The 16263-nt window shown below is 64.3% G+C and carries 17 protein-coding genes; 7 read left to right on the top strand and 10 right to left on the bottom strand.

All coding sequences use genetic code 11. The features are described 5' to 3' along the window. The first annotated feature begins 10 nt into the window (after positions 1–10). The 3 genes from yajC to coaE are packed head-to-tail and all read left to right on the top strand — an operon-like array spanning position 11 to position 1690. On the top strand, positions 11–340 hold the full coding sequence (gene yajC, locus RMO51_RS17145) for a preprotein translocase subunit YajC (RefSeq protein WP_310396679.1): 330 nt from the start codon (positions 11–13) through the stop codon (positions 338–340). A 3-nt stretch (positions 341–343) separates the two neighbouring features. Next, a complete protein-coding gene (locus RMO51_RS17140; RefSeq protein WP_310396677.1) occupies positions 344–1078 on the top strand; it encodes a hypothetical protein in 735 nt (244 codons plus the stop codon). Between the two features lie 6 nt (positions 1079–1084). After that, positions 1085–1690, top strand: a complete 606-nt coding sequence (gene coaE / locus RMO51_RS17135) for a dephospho-CoA kinase (RefSeq protein ID WP_310396675.1) — start codon at positions 1085–1087, stop codon at positions 1688–1690. A gap of 57 nt (positions 1691–1747) precedes the next feature. On the opposite strand, the gene RMO51_RS17130 is transcribed toward coaE, so the two are convergent. Further along, a complete protein-coding gene (locus tag RMO51_RS17130; RefSeq protein ID WP_310396784.1) occupies positions 1748–2014 on the bottom strand; it encodes a metalloregulator ArsR/SmtB family transcription factor in 267 nt (88 codons plus the stop codon). 296 nt (positions 2015–2310) lie between these two features. Between RMO51_RS17130 and RMO51_RS17125 the strand changes: the two genes are divergently transcribed. The 3 genes from RMO51_RS17125 (at position 2311) to RMO51_RS17115 (ending at position 5866) form a co-directional block, all read left to right on the top strand. Further along, positions 2311–3540 carry a Glu/Leu/Phe/Val dehydrogenase dimerization domain-containing protein gene (locus RMO51_RS17125; protein WP_310396674.1) on the top strand — a complete coding sequence of 410 codons (1230 nt, stop codon included), beginning with the start codon at positions 2311–2313 and terminating at the stop codon, positions 3538–3540. A gap of 267 nt (positions 3541–3807) precedes the next feature. Next, complete coding sequence (locus RMO51_RS17120; protein ID WP_310396782.1) at positions 3808–4551, top strand: TIGR00730 family Rossman fold protein; 744 nt, start codon at positions 3808–3810, stop codon at positions 4549–4551. A 136-nt stretch (positions 4552–4687) separates the two neighbouring features. Beyond that, positions 4688–5866, top strand: a complete 1179-nt coding sequence (locus RMO51_RS17115; RefSeq protein ID WP_310396672.1) for a lycopene cyclase family protein — start codon at positions 4688–4690, stop codon at positions 5864–5866. 336 nt (positions 5867–6202) lie between these two features. On the opposite strand, the gene RMO51_RS17110 is transcribed toward RMO51_RS17115, so the two are convergent. Next, positions 6203–6424 carry a DUF2795 domain-containing protein gene (locus RMO51_RS17110; protein ID WP_035561220.1) on the bottom strand — a complete coding sequence of 74 codons (222 nt, stop codon included), beginning with the start codon at positions 6422–6424 and terminating at the stop codon, positions 6203–6205. A 100-nt stretch (positions 6425–6524) separates the two neighbouring features. Then, a complete protein-coding gene (locus RMO51_RS17105; RefSeq protein WP_310396666.1) occupies positions 6525–7844 on the bottom strand; it encodes a DUF349 domain-containing protein in 1320 nt (439 codons plus the stop codon). A 301-nt stretch (positions 7845–8145) separates the two neighbouring features. Between RMO51_RS17105 and ettA the strand changes: the two genes are divergently transcribed. Continuing rightward, complete coding sequence (gene ettA, locus RMO51_RS17100) at positions 8146–9810, top strand: energy-dependent translational throttle protein EttA (RefSeq protein WP_310396664.1); 1665 nt, start codon at positions 8146–8148, stop codon at positions 9808–9810. A gap of 24 nt (positions 9811–9834) precedes the next feature. Here the strand turns inward: ettA and RMO51_RS17095 are convergent, their stop codons facing one another. From RMO51_RS17095 to rfaE2, 7 genes are all read right to left on the bottom strand, one after another. After that, entirely contained in the window at positions 9835–10851 is a 1017-nt protein-coding gene (locus tag RMO51_RS17095) for a hypothetical protein (RefSeq protein WP_310396662.1), read from the bottom strand. Between the two features lie 8 nt (positions 10852–10859). Next, on the bottom strand, positions 10860–11237 hold the full coding sequence (locus tag RMO51_RS17090; RefSeq protein ID WP_310396661.1) for a hypothetical protein: 378 nt from the start codon (positions 11235–11237) through the stop codon (positions 10860–10862). A gap of 165 nt (positions 11238–11402) precedes the next feature. Then, positions 11403–12392 carry a hypothetical protein gene (locus tag RMO51_RS17085; RefSeq protein ID WP_310396660.1) on the bottom strand — a complete coding sequence of 330 codons (990 nt, stop codon included), beginning with the start codon at positions 12390–12392 and terminating at the stop codon, positions 11403–11405. Positions 12393–12642: 250 nt separating this feature from the next. Further along, a complete protein-coding gene (locus RMO51_RS17080) occupies positions 12643–13887 on the bottom strand; it encodes a hypothetical protein (RefSeq protein WP_310396658.1) in 1245 nt (414 codons plus the stop codon). Positions 13888–14041: 154 nt separating this feature from the next. Continuing rightward, positions 14042–14662 carry a LuxR C-terminal-related transcriptional regulator gene (locus RMO51_RS17075; protein WP_310396657.1) on the bottom strand — a complete coding sequence of 207 codons (621 nt, stop codon included), beginning with the start codon at positions 14660–14662 and terminating at the stop codon, positions 14042–14044. A 268-nt stretch (positions 14663–14930) separates the two neighbouring features. After that, positions 14931–15605 carry a zinc metallopeptidase gene (locus RMO51_RS17070; RefSeq protein WP_310396656.1) on the bottom strand — a complete coding sequence of 225 codons (675 nt, stop codon included), beginning with the start codon at positions 15603–15605 and terminating at the stop codon, positions 14931–14933. 34 nt (positions 15606–15639) lie between these two features. Beyond that, entirely contained in the window at positions 15640–16119 is a 480-nt protein-coding gene (rfaE2, locus tag RMO51_RS17065; protein WP_310396781.1) for a D-glycero-beta-D-manno-heptose 1-phosphate adenylyltransferase, read from the bottom strand. Positions 16120–16263: the final 144 nt, after the last annotated feature.

Here is a 16263-nt window from a genome sequence, read left to right as displayed (position 1 = left end):
TCGCAACGCCATGTTCCTGACCCTACTATTGCAAGCCGCCGGTGGCGTGGACTACATGCAACTGGTGTTCCCCGTGGCCATTGGCCTGGTGGTGTACTTCTTCATGATTCGGCCGCAACAAAAGCGGGCGGCCGACGCCAAGTCCTTCCGGCAGTCGCTGGCCAAAGGGTCGCGCATCGTCACCATCGGCGGGCTGCACGGGCTGGTGGTTGACCTGACCGACGAAACGGTGGTGGTGGAAGTGGACCGCGGCACCAAGCTGCGCTTCGACCGCTCGGCCATTGCCCGCGAGGTGGGCACCAAGGCCAGCGCGGGCACCGACGGCATCGCCGCCGCCTAAGCCATGGACGGGCCGCTGAACCGGGCCGCCCGGCTGCTGCGCTGGTTCGTGCGGCCCTTCGCGGGCAAGGAGCCCAGCTTTTACCGGGCCGTGACGGCGTGCTTGCTGGCCGCCGGCCTGTTCTGGCAGATGAATGCCCTGAACAAAACCTACACCACGCGCCTGAATTTCCCGCTGGCCTGGCACTACGACTCCGTGCACTACGTGCCGTTGCGGCCCCTGCCCGCCGCGCTGCCGGTGACGGTCACGGGCCAGGGCTGGCGCCTGTTGCGGGCCAACATGGGCTGGGGCACCCGCCCCGCCGATTTGCGGCCGGTGCCGCTGCCCGGCACCCGGTACTTGCCCGCTGCCTTGTGGCGCCGCGGCCTGCAGAATGCGCTGGAAGGCGTGCAAGTCAACGACTGGGCCGGCGACACCCTCCGGCTGACGTTCGACCGCTACGCCACCCGCCAAATTTCGTTGGCGCTGCCGACGGACTCGGCGCGGTTGTACACGGCGCGGTTCACCCCTGCCGCCGTCACTTTCCGGGGTCCCGCCAGCTTGGTGAACGAGCTGCCGAGTCCTTACCCCATTGCCCTGCCCCCAACCACGGCCCGGGGCAATTCCAACGAAATCGAAGTCGGCGTGAATGTGCCGGCGCGCATTCGCCCATCGGTGCCCACGGTACGGGTCCAACGCCAGCTCCGCGCGCCGGTTTCGGTGCCCGGCCGGCGCCGGCGCGCTTCACTCCCCAGGTAAGACATCATGCTGCGCATTGGCATCACCGGCGGCATTGGCTCGGGCAAGAGCATTGCCAGCCGCTTATTTCACGCCCTGGGCGTACCCACTTACGACGCCGACTCTCGGGCCCGGTGGCTGATGGAGAACGACGCGGTGCTGCGTCAGCAGCTCACTGCCGCCTTCGGCCCCGACACTTATGACCCCGCCGGCCGGCTGAACCGCCCCGTGCTGGCCGGCACGGTGTTTCAAAATCCGGCCTTGCTGGCGCAGCTCAACGCCTTGGTGCACCCGCGCGTGGGCATCGACTTTGAGCGGTGGGCCGCCGCCCAGCAGCACGCCGGCCACCCGTACGTGCTCAAGGAAGCCGCCTTGCTTTTTGAAGCCGGCTCTTACAAGCAGCTCGACCGCATCATCACGGTGTTTGCGCCGGTGGCGGTGCGCCAGGCCCGGCTGCGGCGGCGCGACCCGCACCGCTCGCCCGCCGACGTGGAGGCCATCATGGCCAAGCAGCTGGGCGAGGAGGAAAAAATGCGCCGGGCCGATTACGTGCTGACCAACGACGACGCGCTGCCGCTGCTGCCCCAGGTGCTGGCCCTGCACGCGGCTTTCCACAGGCCGCCCGGCGCATAGAAAAAAGGCTGCTTCTTTCGAAACAGCCTCCTTCCAGTAAGCAAGTTTTGGCTAAGCCTACAGTTTGCCCGAATAGTCTTCGAGGGTGTCAATGACCTTCAGCAACTGGGGCACGGCCAGCGAATAGTAGATTTTGGTGCCCACTTTGCTGGATTTCAGCACGCCCCGGTCTTTGAGGGTGATGAGGTGCTGCGAAGCAATGGCCTGGGGCAGGTCGAGAGCTTGGTAAATGTCGGTAACGGACATCTGGCTGTCTTTGCCTTTGGTTTTGCCCAGCAAATCAACAATAGCCAACCGTTTTGGGTGGGAGAGAACCTTGAGCATAGCCGCGGCACGGTCCAACTGTTGCGCTTCAACACGCGAATGCAATGGTTTCATGAAATCGATAAAAAGTTGAGAAAAATGGAAGAGTAGAATAAGCGCAATACATCGGTTCTACTTGGGTAGTTCCTAAGCACGGTGCAAATTAAGGAGAAACGCTTCAATAACACTTAAAATACCTAAGTATTTAGACATTTTATTTCTCTCTCAAATACAATTGCCGTTTTCGGCCGCTCCGGCGTTCGTTTCTACCTTTGCCCGCCTGCTTTTATTGTTGGGCACCTTTCCCTGATTGCCCGATGCTAGACCTGCTGACCAAGTTTGAAAACAAGCGCCCCGAAATCGTCTTCGAGTGGAAAGACCCGGAAACCGAAGCCGAAGGATGGGTGGTAATCAACTCGTTGCGCGGTGGCGCGGCCGGCGGCGGCACGCGCATGCGCAAGGGTTTGGACCAGCGGGAAGTGGAGAGTTTGGCAAAAACGATGGAAGTAAAATTCACGGTGTCGGGGCCAGCCATTGGGGGAGCGAAGTCGGGCATCAACTTCGACCCGCAGGACCCGCGCAAGCGTGGGGTGTTGGAGCGCTGGTACCGGGCGGTGTTCCCCTTATTAAAAAACTACTACGGCACCGGTGGGGACCTTAACGTAGATGAGATACATGAGGTTATCCCTATAACCGAAGAATACGGCCTGTGGCACCCGCAGGAGGGGGTGGTGAATGGCCACTACCGCGCCACCGAACCCCAAAAAATTCAGAAACTGGGCCAGCTTCGCCAGGGCGTCATCAAGGTGATAGAGGATGCTACCTTCTCCCCCAGCCTGGCCCGCAAGTACACTGTGGCCGACCTCATCACCGGCTACGGCGTGGCCGAGGCCGTGCGCCACTACTACCGCCTCTGGCCCGGCACCGACGTGCGCGGGCAGCGCGCCATCATCCAGGGCTGGGGCAACGTGGGCGCGGCGGCGGCCTACTACCTGGCCGGGCAGGGCGTGCGCATCGTGGGCATCATCGACCGGGTCGGCGGCCTGCTCAACCCCACCGGCTTCGGCCTGGAAGAAGTCCGGGCGCTGCTGCTGACCCGCCAGGGCAACGCCCTCACCGCTGACCACTTGCTCACCTTTGCCGAAATCAACGAGCGGGTGTGGGCGGTGGGCGCCGACATTTTCATTCCGGCGGCCTCGTCGCGCCTCGTGGCGCGGGGGCAGGTGGAGCAGCTGCTGGCCGGTGGCCTGAAGGTGATAAGCTGCGGCGCCAATGTGCCTTTCGCCGACCCGGAAATCTTTTTCGGCCCCACCGGCGAGTTCGCCGACCGGCACGCGGCCGTCATCCCCGACTTCATTGCCAACTGCGGCATGGCCCGCGTGTTCGCCTACCTCATGGAAACCGGCGCCGAAATCACCGACCAGGCCATTTTCGCCGACACCTCGCGCATTATCGGGGCCGCGCTGGAGCGCACGCACGCCGAGAATGCGCAGGCCACGGGCATTGCCCAGCGGTCGTTCGAGATGGCGCTGCGGCAGTTGGTGTAGGTTTTGGGTGATAGGGTAAAAAGAACCGTGCTCCTTTTACTTCATCACCTCATTACCATTATTCCGTAACTTTGACGCCCTACTTTTGGTCGCCCCTTCTTCGGGGCGATTTTGTTTTTTGAAGGAATTCCCCTCGCGATTATGTCTACGCTAAAGAGAGTTAAGACCAGCAAAACCAAGCTTTCGGACGACCTGCTGAACGCTGGCAGCGGCAAAACCATCAAGCAACCCAACGTCAACGACGACAAGCTGACTTCCATCACCGAGATGCGGCAGCAGGCCAACGGCGAGCCGGCCCTGGCCATCGAGGACGAGCAGCGCCTGCGCAAAGCCTTCGTGGACAAAGACTGGAACGAAATTAAGATTGCCGACTCCTGGCAGATTTTCAAGGTGATGGCCGAGTTTGTGGAGGGCTTCGAGAAGATGTCCAAAATCGGGCCCTGCGTCAGCATTTTCGGCTCGGCCCGGACCAAGCCCGACAACCCGTACTACCAGCTGGCCGAGGAAATCGCCTCCAAGCTGGTGCGCCACGGCTACGGCGTCATCACGGGCGGCGGCCCCGGCATCATGGAAGCCGGCAACAAGGGCGCCCGCGCCGAGGGCGGCAAGTCGGTGGGCCTCAACATCGACCTGCCCTTCGAGCAGAGCCACAACCTGTACATCGACCAGGACAAGTGCATCAACTTCGACTACTTCTTCGTGCGCAAGGTGATGTTCGTGAAGTACGCGCAGGCCTTCGTGGGCATGCCCGGCGGCTTTGGCACGCTCGACGAGCTGTTTGAGGCCATGACGCTGATTCAGACCAAGAAAATCAGCCGCTTCCCCATCGTGCTGGTGGGCTCGGCGTACTGGAACGGCCTGTTTGCCTGGCTGAAAGACGTGATGCTGCACGAGGAGCACAACATTTCGGCCGAGGACCTGAACCTGGTGCAAATCGTGGACGACGCCAGCGAGGCGGTAAAAATCATCGACGACTTCTACCACAAGTATCTGCTGTCGCCAAACTTCTAAGACCGCAGATTTCGCGGATTGTACCGGGTTAAAACGGATTATTGTGGTTACGCTTGTTCACTGAGATAGAGTGGCCGCTTCCCATCGGGGCGAAACCACAAAAAATCCGTTCCATCTGTTAAAATTCGTAAAATCTGTGGTTCAGTTCGACTACCTCATTGTGGGCGGCGGCGCGGCGGGACTGAGTTTGGCGTACCACATGGCCCAGGAGCCGCGCCTGGCCACCAAAAAGGTGCTGCTCATCGAGGCCGAAGCCAAGGACCGCAACGACCGCACCTGGTCGTTCTGGACCGACGAGCCGACGCCGTTCGACGGCATCGCGGCCCACGAGTGGCGCAAAATTGCGTTTCGCAGCCCGGGCTTTGAAAAAGAGTTTGACCTTGGCGCTTTCCGCTACCAAATGATTCGCGGGCTGGATTACTACCAGTTTGTGCAGCGGGCGCTGGCCGATAACCCGCAGTTTACCTTCGTCCGCGGCGCGGTGGAAAGCCTTGAAAATACCGCCGACGGCGTACGGGTGCGCAGCAGCGCGGGCGAGTTCGCGGCCCGCTACGGCTTCGACAGCCGCCCCCCCGCCCTGGCGCAGAACCCGGGCAAGCACCGCTACCTGCTGCAACACTTCGTGGGCTGGGAAGTCGAAACGGACACCGATGTGTTCGACCCCAACGTGGTGGAGTTCATGGACTTCCGGGGCCCGCAGCAGCAGCAGGCCCGCTTCATCTACGTGCTGCCCTTTGCCCCCCGCAAAGCCTTGGTGGAATACACCTTGTTTTCCGAGGCGCCCCTGCCCAAGTCCGAATACGAGGCGGCCATCCGCACGTACCTGAGTGCCAACCTGGGCGTGAGCGACTACCGCGTCACGGCCGAGGAAGTGGGGGCCATACCGATGACGGACCATCCGCTGCCGGCCCGCGACGGCGCCCGCATCATCAACCTGGGCACACGCGGGGGGCGCGCCAAGCCCAGCACGGGCTACGCCTTCAAGCGCATTCAGCAGCACTCGGCGCGGCTGGTGGCGGCGCTGGCCGCCACGGGCCACCCGCCCCGGGATTCCACCGGCGACCGGTGGCAATTCCACCTTTTCGATACCCTGCTGCTCGATATTATGCAGCGGCGAGGCGAAACCACGCGGGACATTTTTCGGGAGCTGTTCGAGCGCAACCCAGTGGAGCGCATCTTCCGGTTTCTGGACGAAACCACTTCCTGGACCGACAACCTACGGGTAATGAATTCCGTGACGCCAGGGCCGTTCATGCGCTCCATCGCGCAGGTGCTGCGCGGCCGGCCGGGCCAGCGGGCGCCAGTCAAGAGTTGAGCGCTAAAGGCTGAGGCTTGCGGCTGTTCTTAGCTCCCAACTTCTCGCGGCGGCGGCCCGGCGCGGGCCGCGCACCTCCTGGCCAAGCAATTAGCCGCCGGCTTTTGGGGGCAGTCGGCGGTGAGCCGCCAACGCCGCTGCTGTTGTGGCTCACCATGACCAGGAACGCCGACGCGGACGGGCACAAAAAAAGGCTGCGGACCAGCACCCTGCCGGGGCGGCCCGCAACCAAATTTCTGGTAATTATCGGGTGGTCAATTGCTACTTATTCGGGGCCAGACACGGGTCAGCAACGGGCTGCCTGGAAACCAATAACTGACAACTAGCACCAAAAAACTAATATTCGTCTTCGTTGAACATGAAGTCTTCCTTGGTGGGGTAATCGGGCCATACTTCCTCGATGTTTTCGTAGGGCTGGCCGTCGTCCTCCAGAGCTTGCAGGTTCTCTACCACTTCCATGGGGGCACCCGAGCGGATGGAAAAGTCAATCAGTTCGTCTTTGGTGGCGGGCCATGGCGCATCTTCCAGGTAGGAAGCCAATTCGAGTGTCCAGTACATAAGAAGGAGGATAAAAAAAGGTTGGCGAAGGTAACGGTTTCCGCTCAACATGCAAGCCGGAAACCGCGTCAAAAGCGACAACGCAAAAGGCTGGCCAAGGTTAGCCCGCGGCCTGGGCCTGCTGGCTGAACAAGGCGATGAGGTCATTTTTCGTGCGAATCTTGCGTTCAAACGACCGGATTTTTGTTTGCAGCATCTGCCGGAAAGCGTCGTTGGCGGTGCTGGGGCTAAGCTTGTCGAGGTTGTCGCGCAGCACCTCCAGCTCCTGGTGGTCGTCCTTGAGCAATTCGCGCAGGGTGGTGGCCCGGAAACGGGCGCGCTCGGCGGGCGAGGTGGCCGCGGGCTCGCCGCCCACGCGCTTGCGCAGGTGGTATTCGAGGGCGCTGAGCTCAAAAATCTTGTCGCAGGCCACCATGAAGCGTTGCCAGATGCGGTCCGATTCCTCGCCGCGCACGGTGCCCACCTGTTTCCACTCGGCCTGCAGGGCTTTGGCCTGGTGAATGGCTTCCTGCGGGGGCGTGTGCATCAGGGCTTCGGCGCGGTCGGCCAGGGCGCGCTTGCGGGCCAGCAGCTGGTCGGGCGAAGCCGGCGCGCCAGCGCCGCCCCCGGCCTGCTGCGCGGCAATGTGCGTTTTGAGCCGCTCGAAGAAGTGGTTGTTGGCCGCCCGGAAGCGCGTCCACAGCTCAGAGGCCTGCTTTTTGGGCAGGGTGCCGTTCACCTCGCGCCAGGCCTGCTGCAGCAGCTTGAGCTGGCGCGAAGTGGTTTCGAACTGGTCGGAATTCTTGAGGCTTTCGGCTTGCTCAATGAGGTCGCGGTAGCGGGTCTGCACGCGCGAGCTCATGGCCTTTTTATCGGCCTGAAACGACTTGCGGCGGTCGAAAAATACCTGGATGGCCGTTTGGAACCGGTGTTCCAGGTCGTCGGTCAGGGCCTTGTCCACGGGGCCGGTTTTGAGCCAGCCCTGGCGCAGGTCCTTCACTTTTTCGCTGGCCGAAATCCACTCCACGCTGTCGCGCAGAACTTCGGCTTCATGAATAAAGCCAAGCTTGGTGGCCAGGTTTTTTTCGCGGTTGTGGGCCACGGTCACGGCAATGGCCTCCTCGGCTTCGGTGAGGCGGCGGTGCAGGGCGGCGAAGTCGCCAAGGCCGTCGTAAATCAGCAGCAGCGCTTTGAGGTGCAGCGCTTTCATCAGGTACGAGCCTTTGTTTTCGCTGGCGTCCATCCTGCCCAGCAGCGCGTCGACCTTGGCGTGCAGGGCGGCAAAACGGTGGGCAAAATAAAGCAGGGCCGCGTCGTCCGATTCTTTGACCAGACCTATTTGGCGGGCAGGCTGGGCCAGCACGGGGCGCAGCCACACGCCGCCGGCTTCCACGTAACCGTAGCGTTTGGCTTCGGCCAACAAGTGGTCGGTTGGTTCCATACAAAAATTAAGCTCGTGGGTAGGAGTGTGGAATAAAATGAAATGGCTGAAACGTGGAACCGGGAAGGGAATACAAGTTTACGGGAAAAAGACGACGAAGGGATGTGATTTTAGGTGACGGGGCAATATAGGGATGGTGGTTGGAGAATTATTGGGGGCGAACGGCCGCCGGGACGTCGTTGGGAAGGGCCGCGGCGCGCGGCGCGCCCGGCAGGTGATGGGTTCCGGGGCGACCTTGCCGTTCTTTGCGGCCCGGGGCCGCCCCGCTCCCGCCACAACCTCCTCCATTTCCAACCTTCCCATGAGCGACCAGACCATCATCTTCAGCATGGCCGGCGTGAGTAAGATTTACCCGCCCCAGAAGCAAGTTCTCAAAAACATTTACCTCTCGTTCTTCTACGGGGCCAAAATCGGCGTGCTCGGCCTCAACGGCTCGGGCAAGTCGAGCCTGCTCAAAATCATTGCCGGGGTCGACAAGCAGTTTCAGGGCGAGGTGGTGTTCTCGCCCGGCTACTCGGTGGGCTACCTGGAGCAGGAGCCCCAGCTCGACCCCACCAAAACCGTGCGCGAGGTGGTGGAGGAAGGCGCCGCCGAAACCGTGGCCCTGCTGAAGGAATACGACGAAATCAACGAAGCCTTTGGGGCCGAAGACGCCGACTTCGACAAGCTGCTCGACCGCCAGGGCCGGGTGCAGGAGCGGCTCGACCAGCTCGACGCCTGGAACCTCGACACCCGGCTGGAGCGGGCCATGGACGCCCTGCGCACCCCCGCGCCGGAGGCCGTCATCGGCACGCTGAGCGGGGGCGAGAAGCGCCGGGTGGCCCTGTGCCGCCTGCTGCTGCAGGAGCCCGCCGTGCTGCTGCTCGACGAGCCCACCAACCACCTCGACGCCGAGAGCGTGCTCTGGCTGGAGCAGCACCTGCAGCAGTACAAGGGCACCGTGATTGCGGTGACCCACGACCGCTACTTCCTCGACAACGTGGCCGGCTGGATTCTGGAGCTGGACCGCGGCCAGGGCATCCCGTGGAAGGGCAACTACAGCAGCTGGCTGGAGCAGAAAACCGCCCGCCTGGCCCAGGAAGAAAACTCCGAGAGCAAGCGCGCCAAAACCCTGCAGCGCGAGCTGGACTGGGTGCGCATGTCGCCCAAGGCCCGCCAGAGCAAGGGCAAGGCCCGCCTGGCCAACTACGACAAGCTGGCCAGCGAGGAGGCCAAGGACAAGGAGCAGAAGTTGGAGCTGTTCATCCCCGACGGCCCGCGCCTGGGCGCCCAGGTCATCGAGGCCGAAGGCCTGCGTAAGGCCTTCGGCGACAAGCTGCTGTTCGAAAACCTGAGCTTCTCGCTGCCCCAGGGCGGCATCGTGGGCATCATCGGGCCGAACGGAGCGGGCAAAACCACGCTCTTTCGGATGATAACCGACCAGATGAAGCCCGACGCGGGCACCTTCGAGGTGGGCCCCACCGTGCAAACCGCTTACATCGACCAGCAGCACGACACGCTCGACGGCAGCAAGTCGGTGTTCGACACCATCACGGGCGGCACCGAAACCATGCTCATGGCCGGCCGGCCGGTGAACTCCCGCGCCTACGTGAGCAAGTTCAACTTCGGCGGCGGCGACCAGGAGAAGAAGGTGGCCATGCTTTCGGGCGGCGAGAAAAACCGCGTCCACCTGGCCATGACCCTCAAGCAGGGCGCCAACCTGCTGCTGCTCGACGAGCCCACCAACGACCTCGACGTCAACGCCATCCGGGCCCTGGAAGACGCGCTGGAAAGCTTCGCCGGCTGCGCCGTCATCATCAGCCACGACCGGTGGTTCCTCGACCGGCTGGCCACCCACATCCTGGCCTTCGAGGGCGACTCCGAGGTGGTGTGGTTCGAGGGCAACTTCTCGGATTACGAGGAGGCCAAGCGCAAGCGCCTGGGCGACGTGGAGCCCAAGCGGGTGCGGTACCGGAAGCTAGGGTAAAACGCGCTGATGCGGGCGGCGACGCTACTTCGCCTTCAACTGCGCATCGGTGGTGATGCCGAAGTTCAACCCAAACAGCGAAATCGCGTTGCTGCCGTTGCCAAAGTCTTCGCCGAAAGTGGCCGTGAAATAGATGTTATCCGTCACTTCCACTTCGTTGACGACGGCCAGCCGGTAGGTGTCCCCGCTGCCGGCCAGCCGCCGCACATATTCCGCCGAAAACAGCCAGTCCCGCGCGGCCCCCAACGAAAATTCTCCGCCCGCGCGCAGCCCGTAGTCCCACGCGTTTTCGCGCCGGTCGAGCGCGGGGCCCGCCACCAGGTTTTGCCAGCGGGCCACGCCCAGTACCTCAATCCGGGGCGCGGGCCGCCAGGCGACGTCCAGCCAGGCGCCGCCACGGCGGCGGTCGCCGCTTCGGTCGCCTTCGGGCAGGCGGTAGGCATAGGCCCCGGCCAGGCTCACCAGCAGCAGCGGCTTGTTCTCGAACTCGGTCACCGCCTGCTCAATCAGCCGGCGGTACTGGCTGACGCTGTCCCGCAGGGCGGCGTTGGCGGGGTCGCTCGCCACCCCGACCAGCAGCGGCTTCACCCGGTCGGCGTAGCGCTTCAGCAGGGTGCCAACCACCGGCTGGCGGACCCGGAACAGGTTGGTGCGCAAGCCCAGGCCGGCGTTGCGGTTGCTGGCCGCGTCCGTCACAACGGCCAGCGAAACGCCCGCGTCGCGGTAGAAACAGGCAAAATCCATTTTCGCCTCGCTGTTGGTGTACTTTTCAAACGTGAGATTGGGGTGCTGGGCCAGCCAGTACGGCGCGACCGACAGCGCAAAGTCCTGCCCCTGCAGCCCACCGAGCAGCGTGGTGGCAATCCCGTGCGGCGTCGTCGGCCGGTCGACCTGGGCGGGGGCCTTGCCCAGCAAAACAAACCCGGGGGCGGTGGGGGCCCGCAAGTTGCCCAATGGGGCCGCCGGCTTGGCTCCCGTACTGCTTTGTGCCGAGGCCGTGCAAGCCAGCAGCAGCAGCGAAGACAACAGGTGAAGTCTCATGGAACGGCTCAGTTGAAGGTGTAGGTTATCGTGTAGAGCACAATGCCGTCGGAGCCCGGCTTTTGGGTGTCGGCTTCTTTGGTGAAGCTCTCGTTGGTTTCGGCGGCGTTGCCCCGCTTGATGCGGTGGGTGATGATGGTCCAGTCGGTGTGCGGGTTGACATCCACCACGGCCGTTCGCACCAGGAGGGCGAAGCCCCGCAGGGTCTTCCCCGTGCCCACAAACAGGTTGGTGATGTCGGCGGCTTTGGCAACGACTATTTTGTCGGGGCCGCGGCTGACCTCGATGTAGGTGCCGCCTAGCTGGCCATTGCCAACGATGACGCTGACAAAAAGCGCCTCGTTGTCCTGGAGGGCGACGCTTCGGTTTTCGGTTACGCTTACCATGGGTTTTGGGGTTTGAGTTGAATTAAAACGACTACGGCCAGCAGCGCCCCGGGCAGCCTTACCTGCGCGTTCGGTTGGGGCAAGAGCCCGTGCCGGCGGGCAAAAACCTTGTGGGCCCCGGCCGGGGCTTGCCCCCCGCCGCTGCGCCGGCGGCCAAAGGACCGGCTAGCTGTCCGCCGGCCTCACCCACACCTCCACTTGGCCGTGCGGCACCCGCTGGGGAGGCTTTCGGCGCCCCAGGGACTGTAGCACCACGCGCGACGTGTCGTTCAGGGAAGCCAGAAAAGCTTGGGTGATGGCCTGGGCTTTCTGGGCTTTTGCGTGGTCTTCGGCGAAGTAGTACCGCACGCTGCAACGATACTTACCCGCTACGCGCTCCACGCCGGGCGCCAGCCACCCCCGCTGCTGAAATTGCAGCTGCAGCTGCTGCGCCACCGGCCGCGGAAAGCCCCGAAACTGGATGTAGCAGATTTTTGGCGCCACATCGAGCGGGGCGGCCGGGCCTGCGCCCACGGCCGACGTATCGGGCGCAGAAGCGGGAACCTGGCTGCCCGCCACCGCCGGGCCGGGCGAAGGGCGAAGGCGGGTGGCGGAGATGGCCAGGTCGGCAAACGGCTGCTCGGTGCCGGCCAACGGCGCGTCGGGCAGGGAGCGGGTTTTCTGCTGCTGCCCCATTTCGTAGGCATCGTGCAGGCTCTGATACCGCGTCCGGTCGCGGTGCTGCATGATGCGCGCGGCCAAATCGAGCCGGGCCTGGTCGATAACGTCGCCGTCGCCCGGCTTCTTGGGTAGCGCCTTGCGTACCCGCCACATTTCTTCGGCGATGCTGAAGATGAGGGAGTCATCGGCCTGCCGCTCCTCGTTGGCGCGCTGGTACCACTTCAGGCTCGGGTTGGTATACAGCCGGTCCAGGGTCAGCAGGGCAAAGTTTTGGCTGCTGATGTTGGCCTCCGACTGGGGTTTGGTCAGCGTTTCGGTCAGGTCCTTAATCATTTTGGTGCGCTCGACATTGCGGGCGTAGTCGTCGGCACCGCACTTGGCCAGCACCCCCAGCAGCGTCACCATGACCAGTTGGGTAATGCCCGTGAGGTTGGGCAGCCAGCCAGCAATTCTGTCCGAAAGACTGTCTTTGTGCGGGGTTGGGTCGGGGGTCATGAGCGGCGCTAAAAAAATGTTGGTAACGCAACGGCCCGTGGCGGGGCACGGCTGCTTCGATACCGCCACCTTGGTCGAACAACGGACCCCAGCGGCAGCCATGAAAAGCCCGTCGGCCAGATAGACCGCTGGGGTGGTGAGCGGCGCTCAACCGGGCCGTGCTGCGGACTTGGTGGCGGCAGCCCCCGGTCGGCTTTCCGGTTCAACTGCTGCCTGCCCCTTGCCCCCGAGCAAGGGGCCGTGCGGGCCCTCATCCCGCAGCCGGGCCGGGGGCTGCCGCCCCAGCCGGCGAAATGAGGGCCGCGGCCGCCGTGGTCCCGGCTGCGGGAGCGGCCGCCGGCGGGGCATCGGCCGCCGTGGACTTGTGCTCCTGCGACTTGCCCACCGGAAAGCCGGCGGCGCTGATGGAAATAAGCGCCAGCAGGCCGCCGTCGAGGTCCGGCAGCGACCATTGCTTCCACACGTGGCGCACGAAGTAGAGGCCCACCAGCACGTTGAACGGCAGAAACTGAATCCGGGCGATGCTGAACCGATTGTCCTCGGCCAGCAAGTCGGGCCAGAAGCCCAGGCTTTGGGCGTTCACGTCGAGCGGGCCCACGGCCACAATCTGCTCGCGGGTGAGCACCCGGCTGAAGACGTTGCTGCCCAGGCTCACGCCCAGCAGGCCCAGCAGGCTGTCGGGCAGGGCCGTCAGCTCGCCCGTCACCAGGTAGCAGAGCAGGTAGGCGCTGCTGATGAGAAAGGTCCAGAACGCCAGCTGCACCTTGCTCAGGCTGAAGGGCACGGTTTCGTGGCCCCGGCCCACCAGGGCGGTGGCCGCCCCGCCCAGCGTGTCGAGCTGGCCCCGGAGCACGTCGCTGCGCACCAGGTTGCTGCGCCGCGCCAGGTAAATCAGCCCGCCCAGCAGCACCGCCACGGCCGCCAATCCCCACCCCAGCTCGGCCCGGCGCACCAGCTCCAGGCGGATGCTGCTGCTCCCGCCAGGGAAAGCGCTGCCCAGCTGCCCCGTATCGAACCCAATGCCGATGTGGGCCGGGTGTTCCAGCTTTCGCCACACCGAATAAAACAGCTGCCAGGTGCTCTCCGTGCTTCGGTCGCGCAGCAGCACAAAGCGCACCGTGGCGGTGTCGGCGTTGAGGAGCGTGTCCAAGCCGGTCGGCTTCATGGGCAGGGGCACGCCGTCCACGTACAGGCGCAGGTCGTCCTGGGCGCGTTGGTAGTACAGCAGGGCAGCGCGCAGCCCCCGCACCCGCAGCACGGCCTGGTCGCCGAGCTGCAAGGTGTCGCGGCGCTTGTTGGAGAGGCTGTACACGTCCACCACCTGCACCGAGGGCCGGCTGGCGGGCCGGCGGCTGGCTGCTTCCGGCACCTCGCGCTGCGCCGGCACCTTCGCGCCACCCGGGCCGGCCGAAGCCGGCCGCGCCGGCCCCTGCTGGGCCCGGGCACTGCCCCCGGCCAGCAGACAAAGCAGGAACAAGCAGGGCAAGGAACGCATGACCGCAGCAGCAGATGAGCGAAAATCAAGACCCGGCGGGGTGCCCGGCCGCCGGTGAGGCCCGCAGAACGCCAGCGGCAGCCGGCCCCGCAAACCGTGGCGTAAAGATGATTTCGCGCCCCGTGCCCGCGCATCAGTGCTAGCACTGAACTTCTCACGCCACCCAGCCCTCGCGCACGGCCCGGGCGGCCAGCCCCACTAGCGTGCGGGTACCGGCCTTGTGCAGCAGGGTGCGCCGGTGGCTCTCAACGGTGCGCACGCTCAGGCACAACTGGCCGGCAATTTCCTCGTTGCAATAATCGTTCACCACCAAGCGCAGCACTTCCAACTCGCGGGGGCTAAAGCTGCCTTCGATGGAATAGGCGCGGCCGGCGCGGACTGGCGCGGCCTCCGGCGCGGCGTCGAGCCAGGGCGCCAGGGCGGCGGCCAGCGTTTGGGGCGGCACCTGGCTGGGCACCAGCAGCCGGGTGCCGGGCCAGGCCAACACGTCGCGGCGCGGGGCCGGTGTGCGGGGGTCGTCCAGCACCAGCAGGCGCTGGGTGGGCCGGGCGCGGTGCAGCTGGGCCAGCAGGCCGGGCAGGCCCGGCCCCGGCAAGGAGCCTTCGAGAACAATCAGCCCGAAGGGGCGGCGGGACACCAGCTCGGCCACCTGCGAGGCGTCGGCGGTGAGGGTGAGGAGCAGATGAGGCCACTGCTCGCGGAACAAGGCCAGCAGCCCCTGCCGAAACAAGGTGGGCGCGGCCGCTACCAGGGCCGTTGGGGTAGAAGCGTGCATGGAGCGGGCAGAAAAGGCGTTTCTGAACCGGCTGGCTCCCGTTGGTTGGCAAGGACGACGGGGACAGCCGCCAGTGGCTGGGAAAGACGCGACAAAATAGCAGGTATTCTCAAGAAAATAATCAATAAGCGTTGCATATGATTGATTCTATAATTTTCGCTCGCTAACGCGGCCCGGCCAGGCGCCGGTCAGCACCCGGCGCGCCACAAAAAAACCGCCGCTCTGTTTCCAGAACGGCGGCTTAAAGAGCTAGCTATGCGGTGCGGGACTACCGCCGGCTGCCGCTGAAGAAAATGGCGACGTAATACAGCAGCGTCGCCAGCGAGCTGATGGCGGCCACCACGTAGGTCATGGCCGCCCACCACAAGGCGTCTTTGGCCATGGCGTGCTCCTGGGTGGTGACTACGCCGCGCTGGTCCATCCAGGCCAGGGCCCGGCGGGAAGCGTCGAACTCGACCGGCAGGGTGACGAATGAAAACAGCGTAGTGAGTGAAAACAAGGCAATGCCCACGCCCAGCGGAATCAGGCTGCGGTTAATCATGAACACCCCGGCCAGCAGAATCCAGGGCATGTAGCGCGACACCGCGCTCAGGGCCGGCACCATGGCCGAGCGGAACTGGAGCATGGAGTAGGCCGTGGCGTGCTGCACGGCGTGGCCGCACTCGTGGGCTGCAATGGCCGCCGCCGCTGCGCTGCGCTCGGCGTACACGCCTTCGCTCAGGTTCACGGTTTTGTCGGCCGGGTTGTAGTGGTCGGTGAGCTGGCCGTCGGTGCTGATGATGCGCACGTCGGTAATCTGGTGGTCGGCCAGCATCAGCTCGGCCACTTGCGCGCCGGTCAGGTTGGCTTGCAGGCCCACCTGGGCGTATTTTTTGAACTTGCTGCGCAGGCGCCACTGGATGGCCCAGCTAACGAGCATGAGCAGAATGAGCAGGATGTACATGGGTTGAAGAAGGAAAAAAGAAGGGTGAAAGCAGTTACGCGGGGTGCAAAATTCGCTCCACAATCCGGGAAGTGCTGTAGCCCGGCACCAGCGGAACGGTGCGCACCTGGCCGCCCCGGTTCAACACCAATTCGTGGCCCACAATTCCGTCGACGGCGTAGTCGTCGCCTTTCACCAGCACATCGGGCTGCACCAGCTCGATGAGCGCCAGCGGCGTGGGCTCGCCGAAGAGCACCACCGCGTCTACGAAGGCCAGCGAGGCCAGGATGCGCGCCCGCGCCGCTTCGTCCTGAATGGGCCGGCCGGGCTTGAGGACGCCCACCGAGGCATCCGTGTTGAGGCCCACTACCAGGGCATCGCCCAAGTGGCGGGCGTGCTCAAGGTAGTCGACGTGGCCGAGGTGCAGCAGGTCAAAACAGCCGTTGGTGAACACCACCCGGCGGCCCCCGGCGCGCCAGGCCGCCAACACGGCCGGCAGTTGCTCGCGGGTCAGGATTTTTTCTTTCGTCCACATCGGGGGAGGCAGTGAGCAGTGAGCAGTGAGCAGTGAGCAGTGAGCAGTGAGCAGTGAGCAGTGAGCAGTGAGCAGTGAGCAGTGAGCAGTGAGCAGTGAGCAGTGAGCAGTGAGCAGTGAGCAGTGAGCAGTGAGCAGTGAGCA

The organism is Hymenobacter sp., from assembly GCF_031398885.1.
GTDB lineage: Bacteria > Bacteroidota > Bacteroidia > Cytophagales > Hymenobacteraceae > Hymenobacter.
Note: the sequence above shows the minus strand (reverse complement) of the source record. Positions and strands in the feature narration are given on the sequence as shown.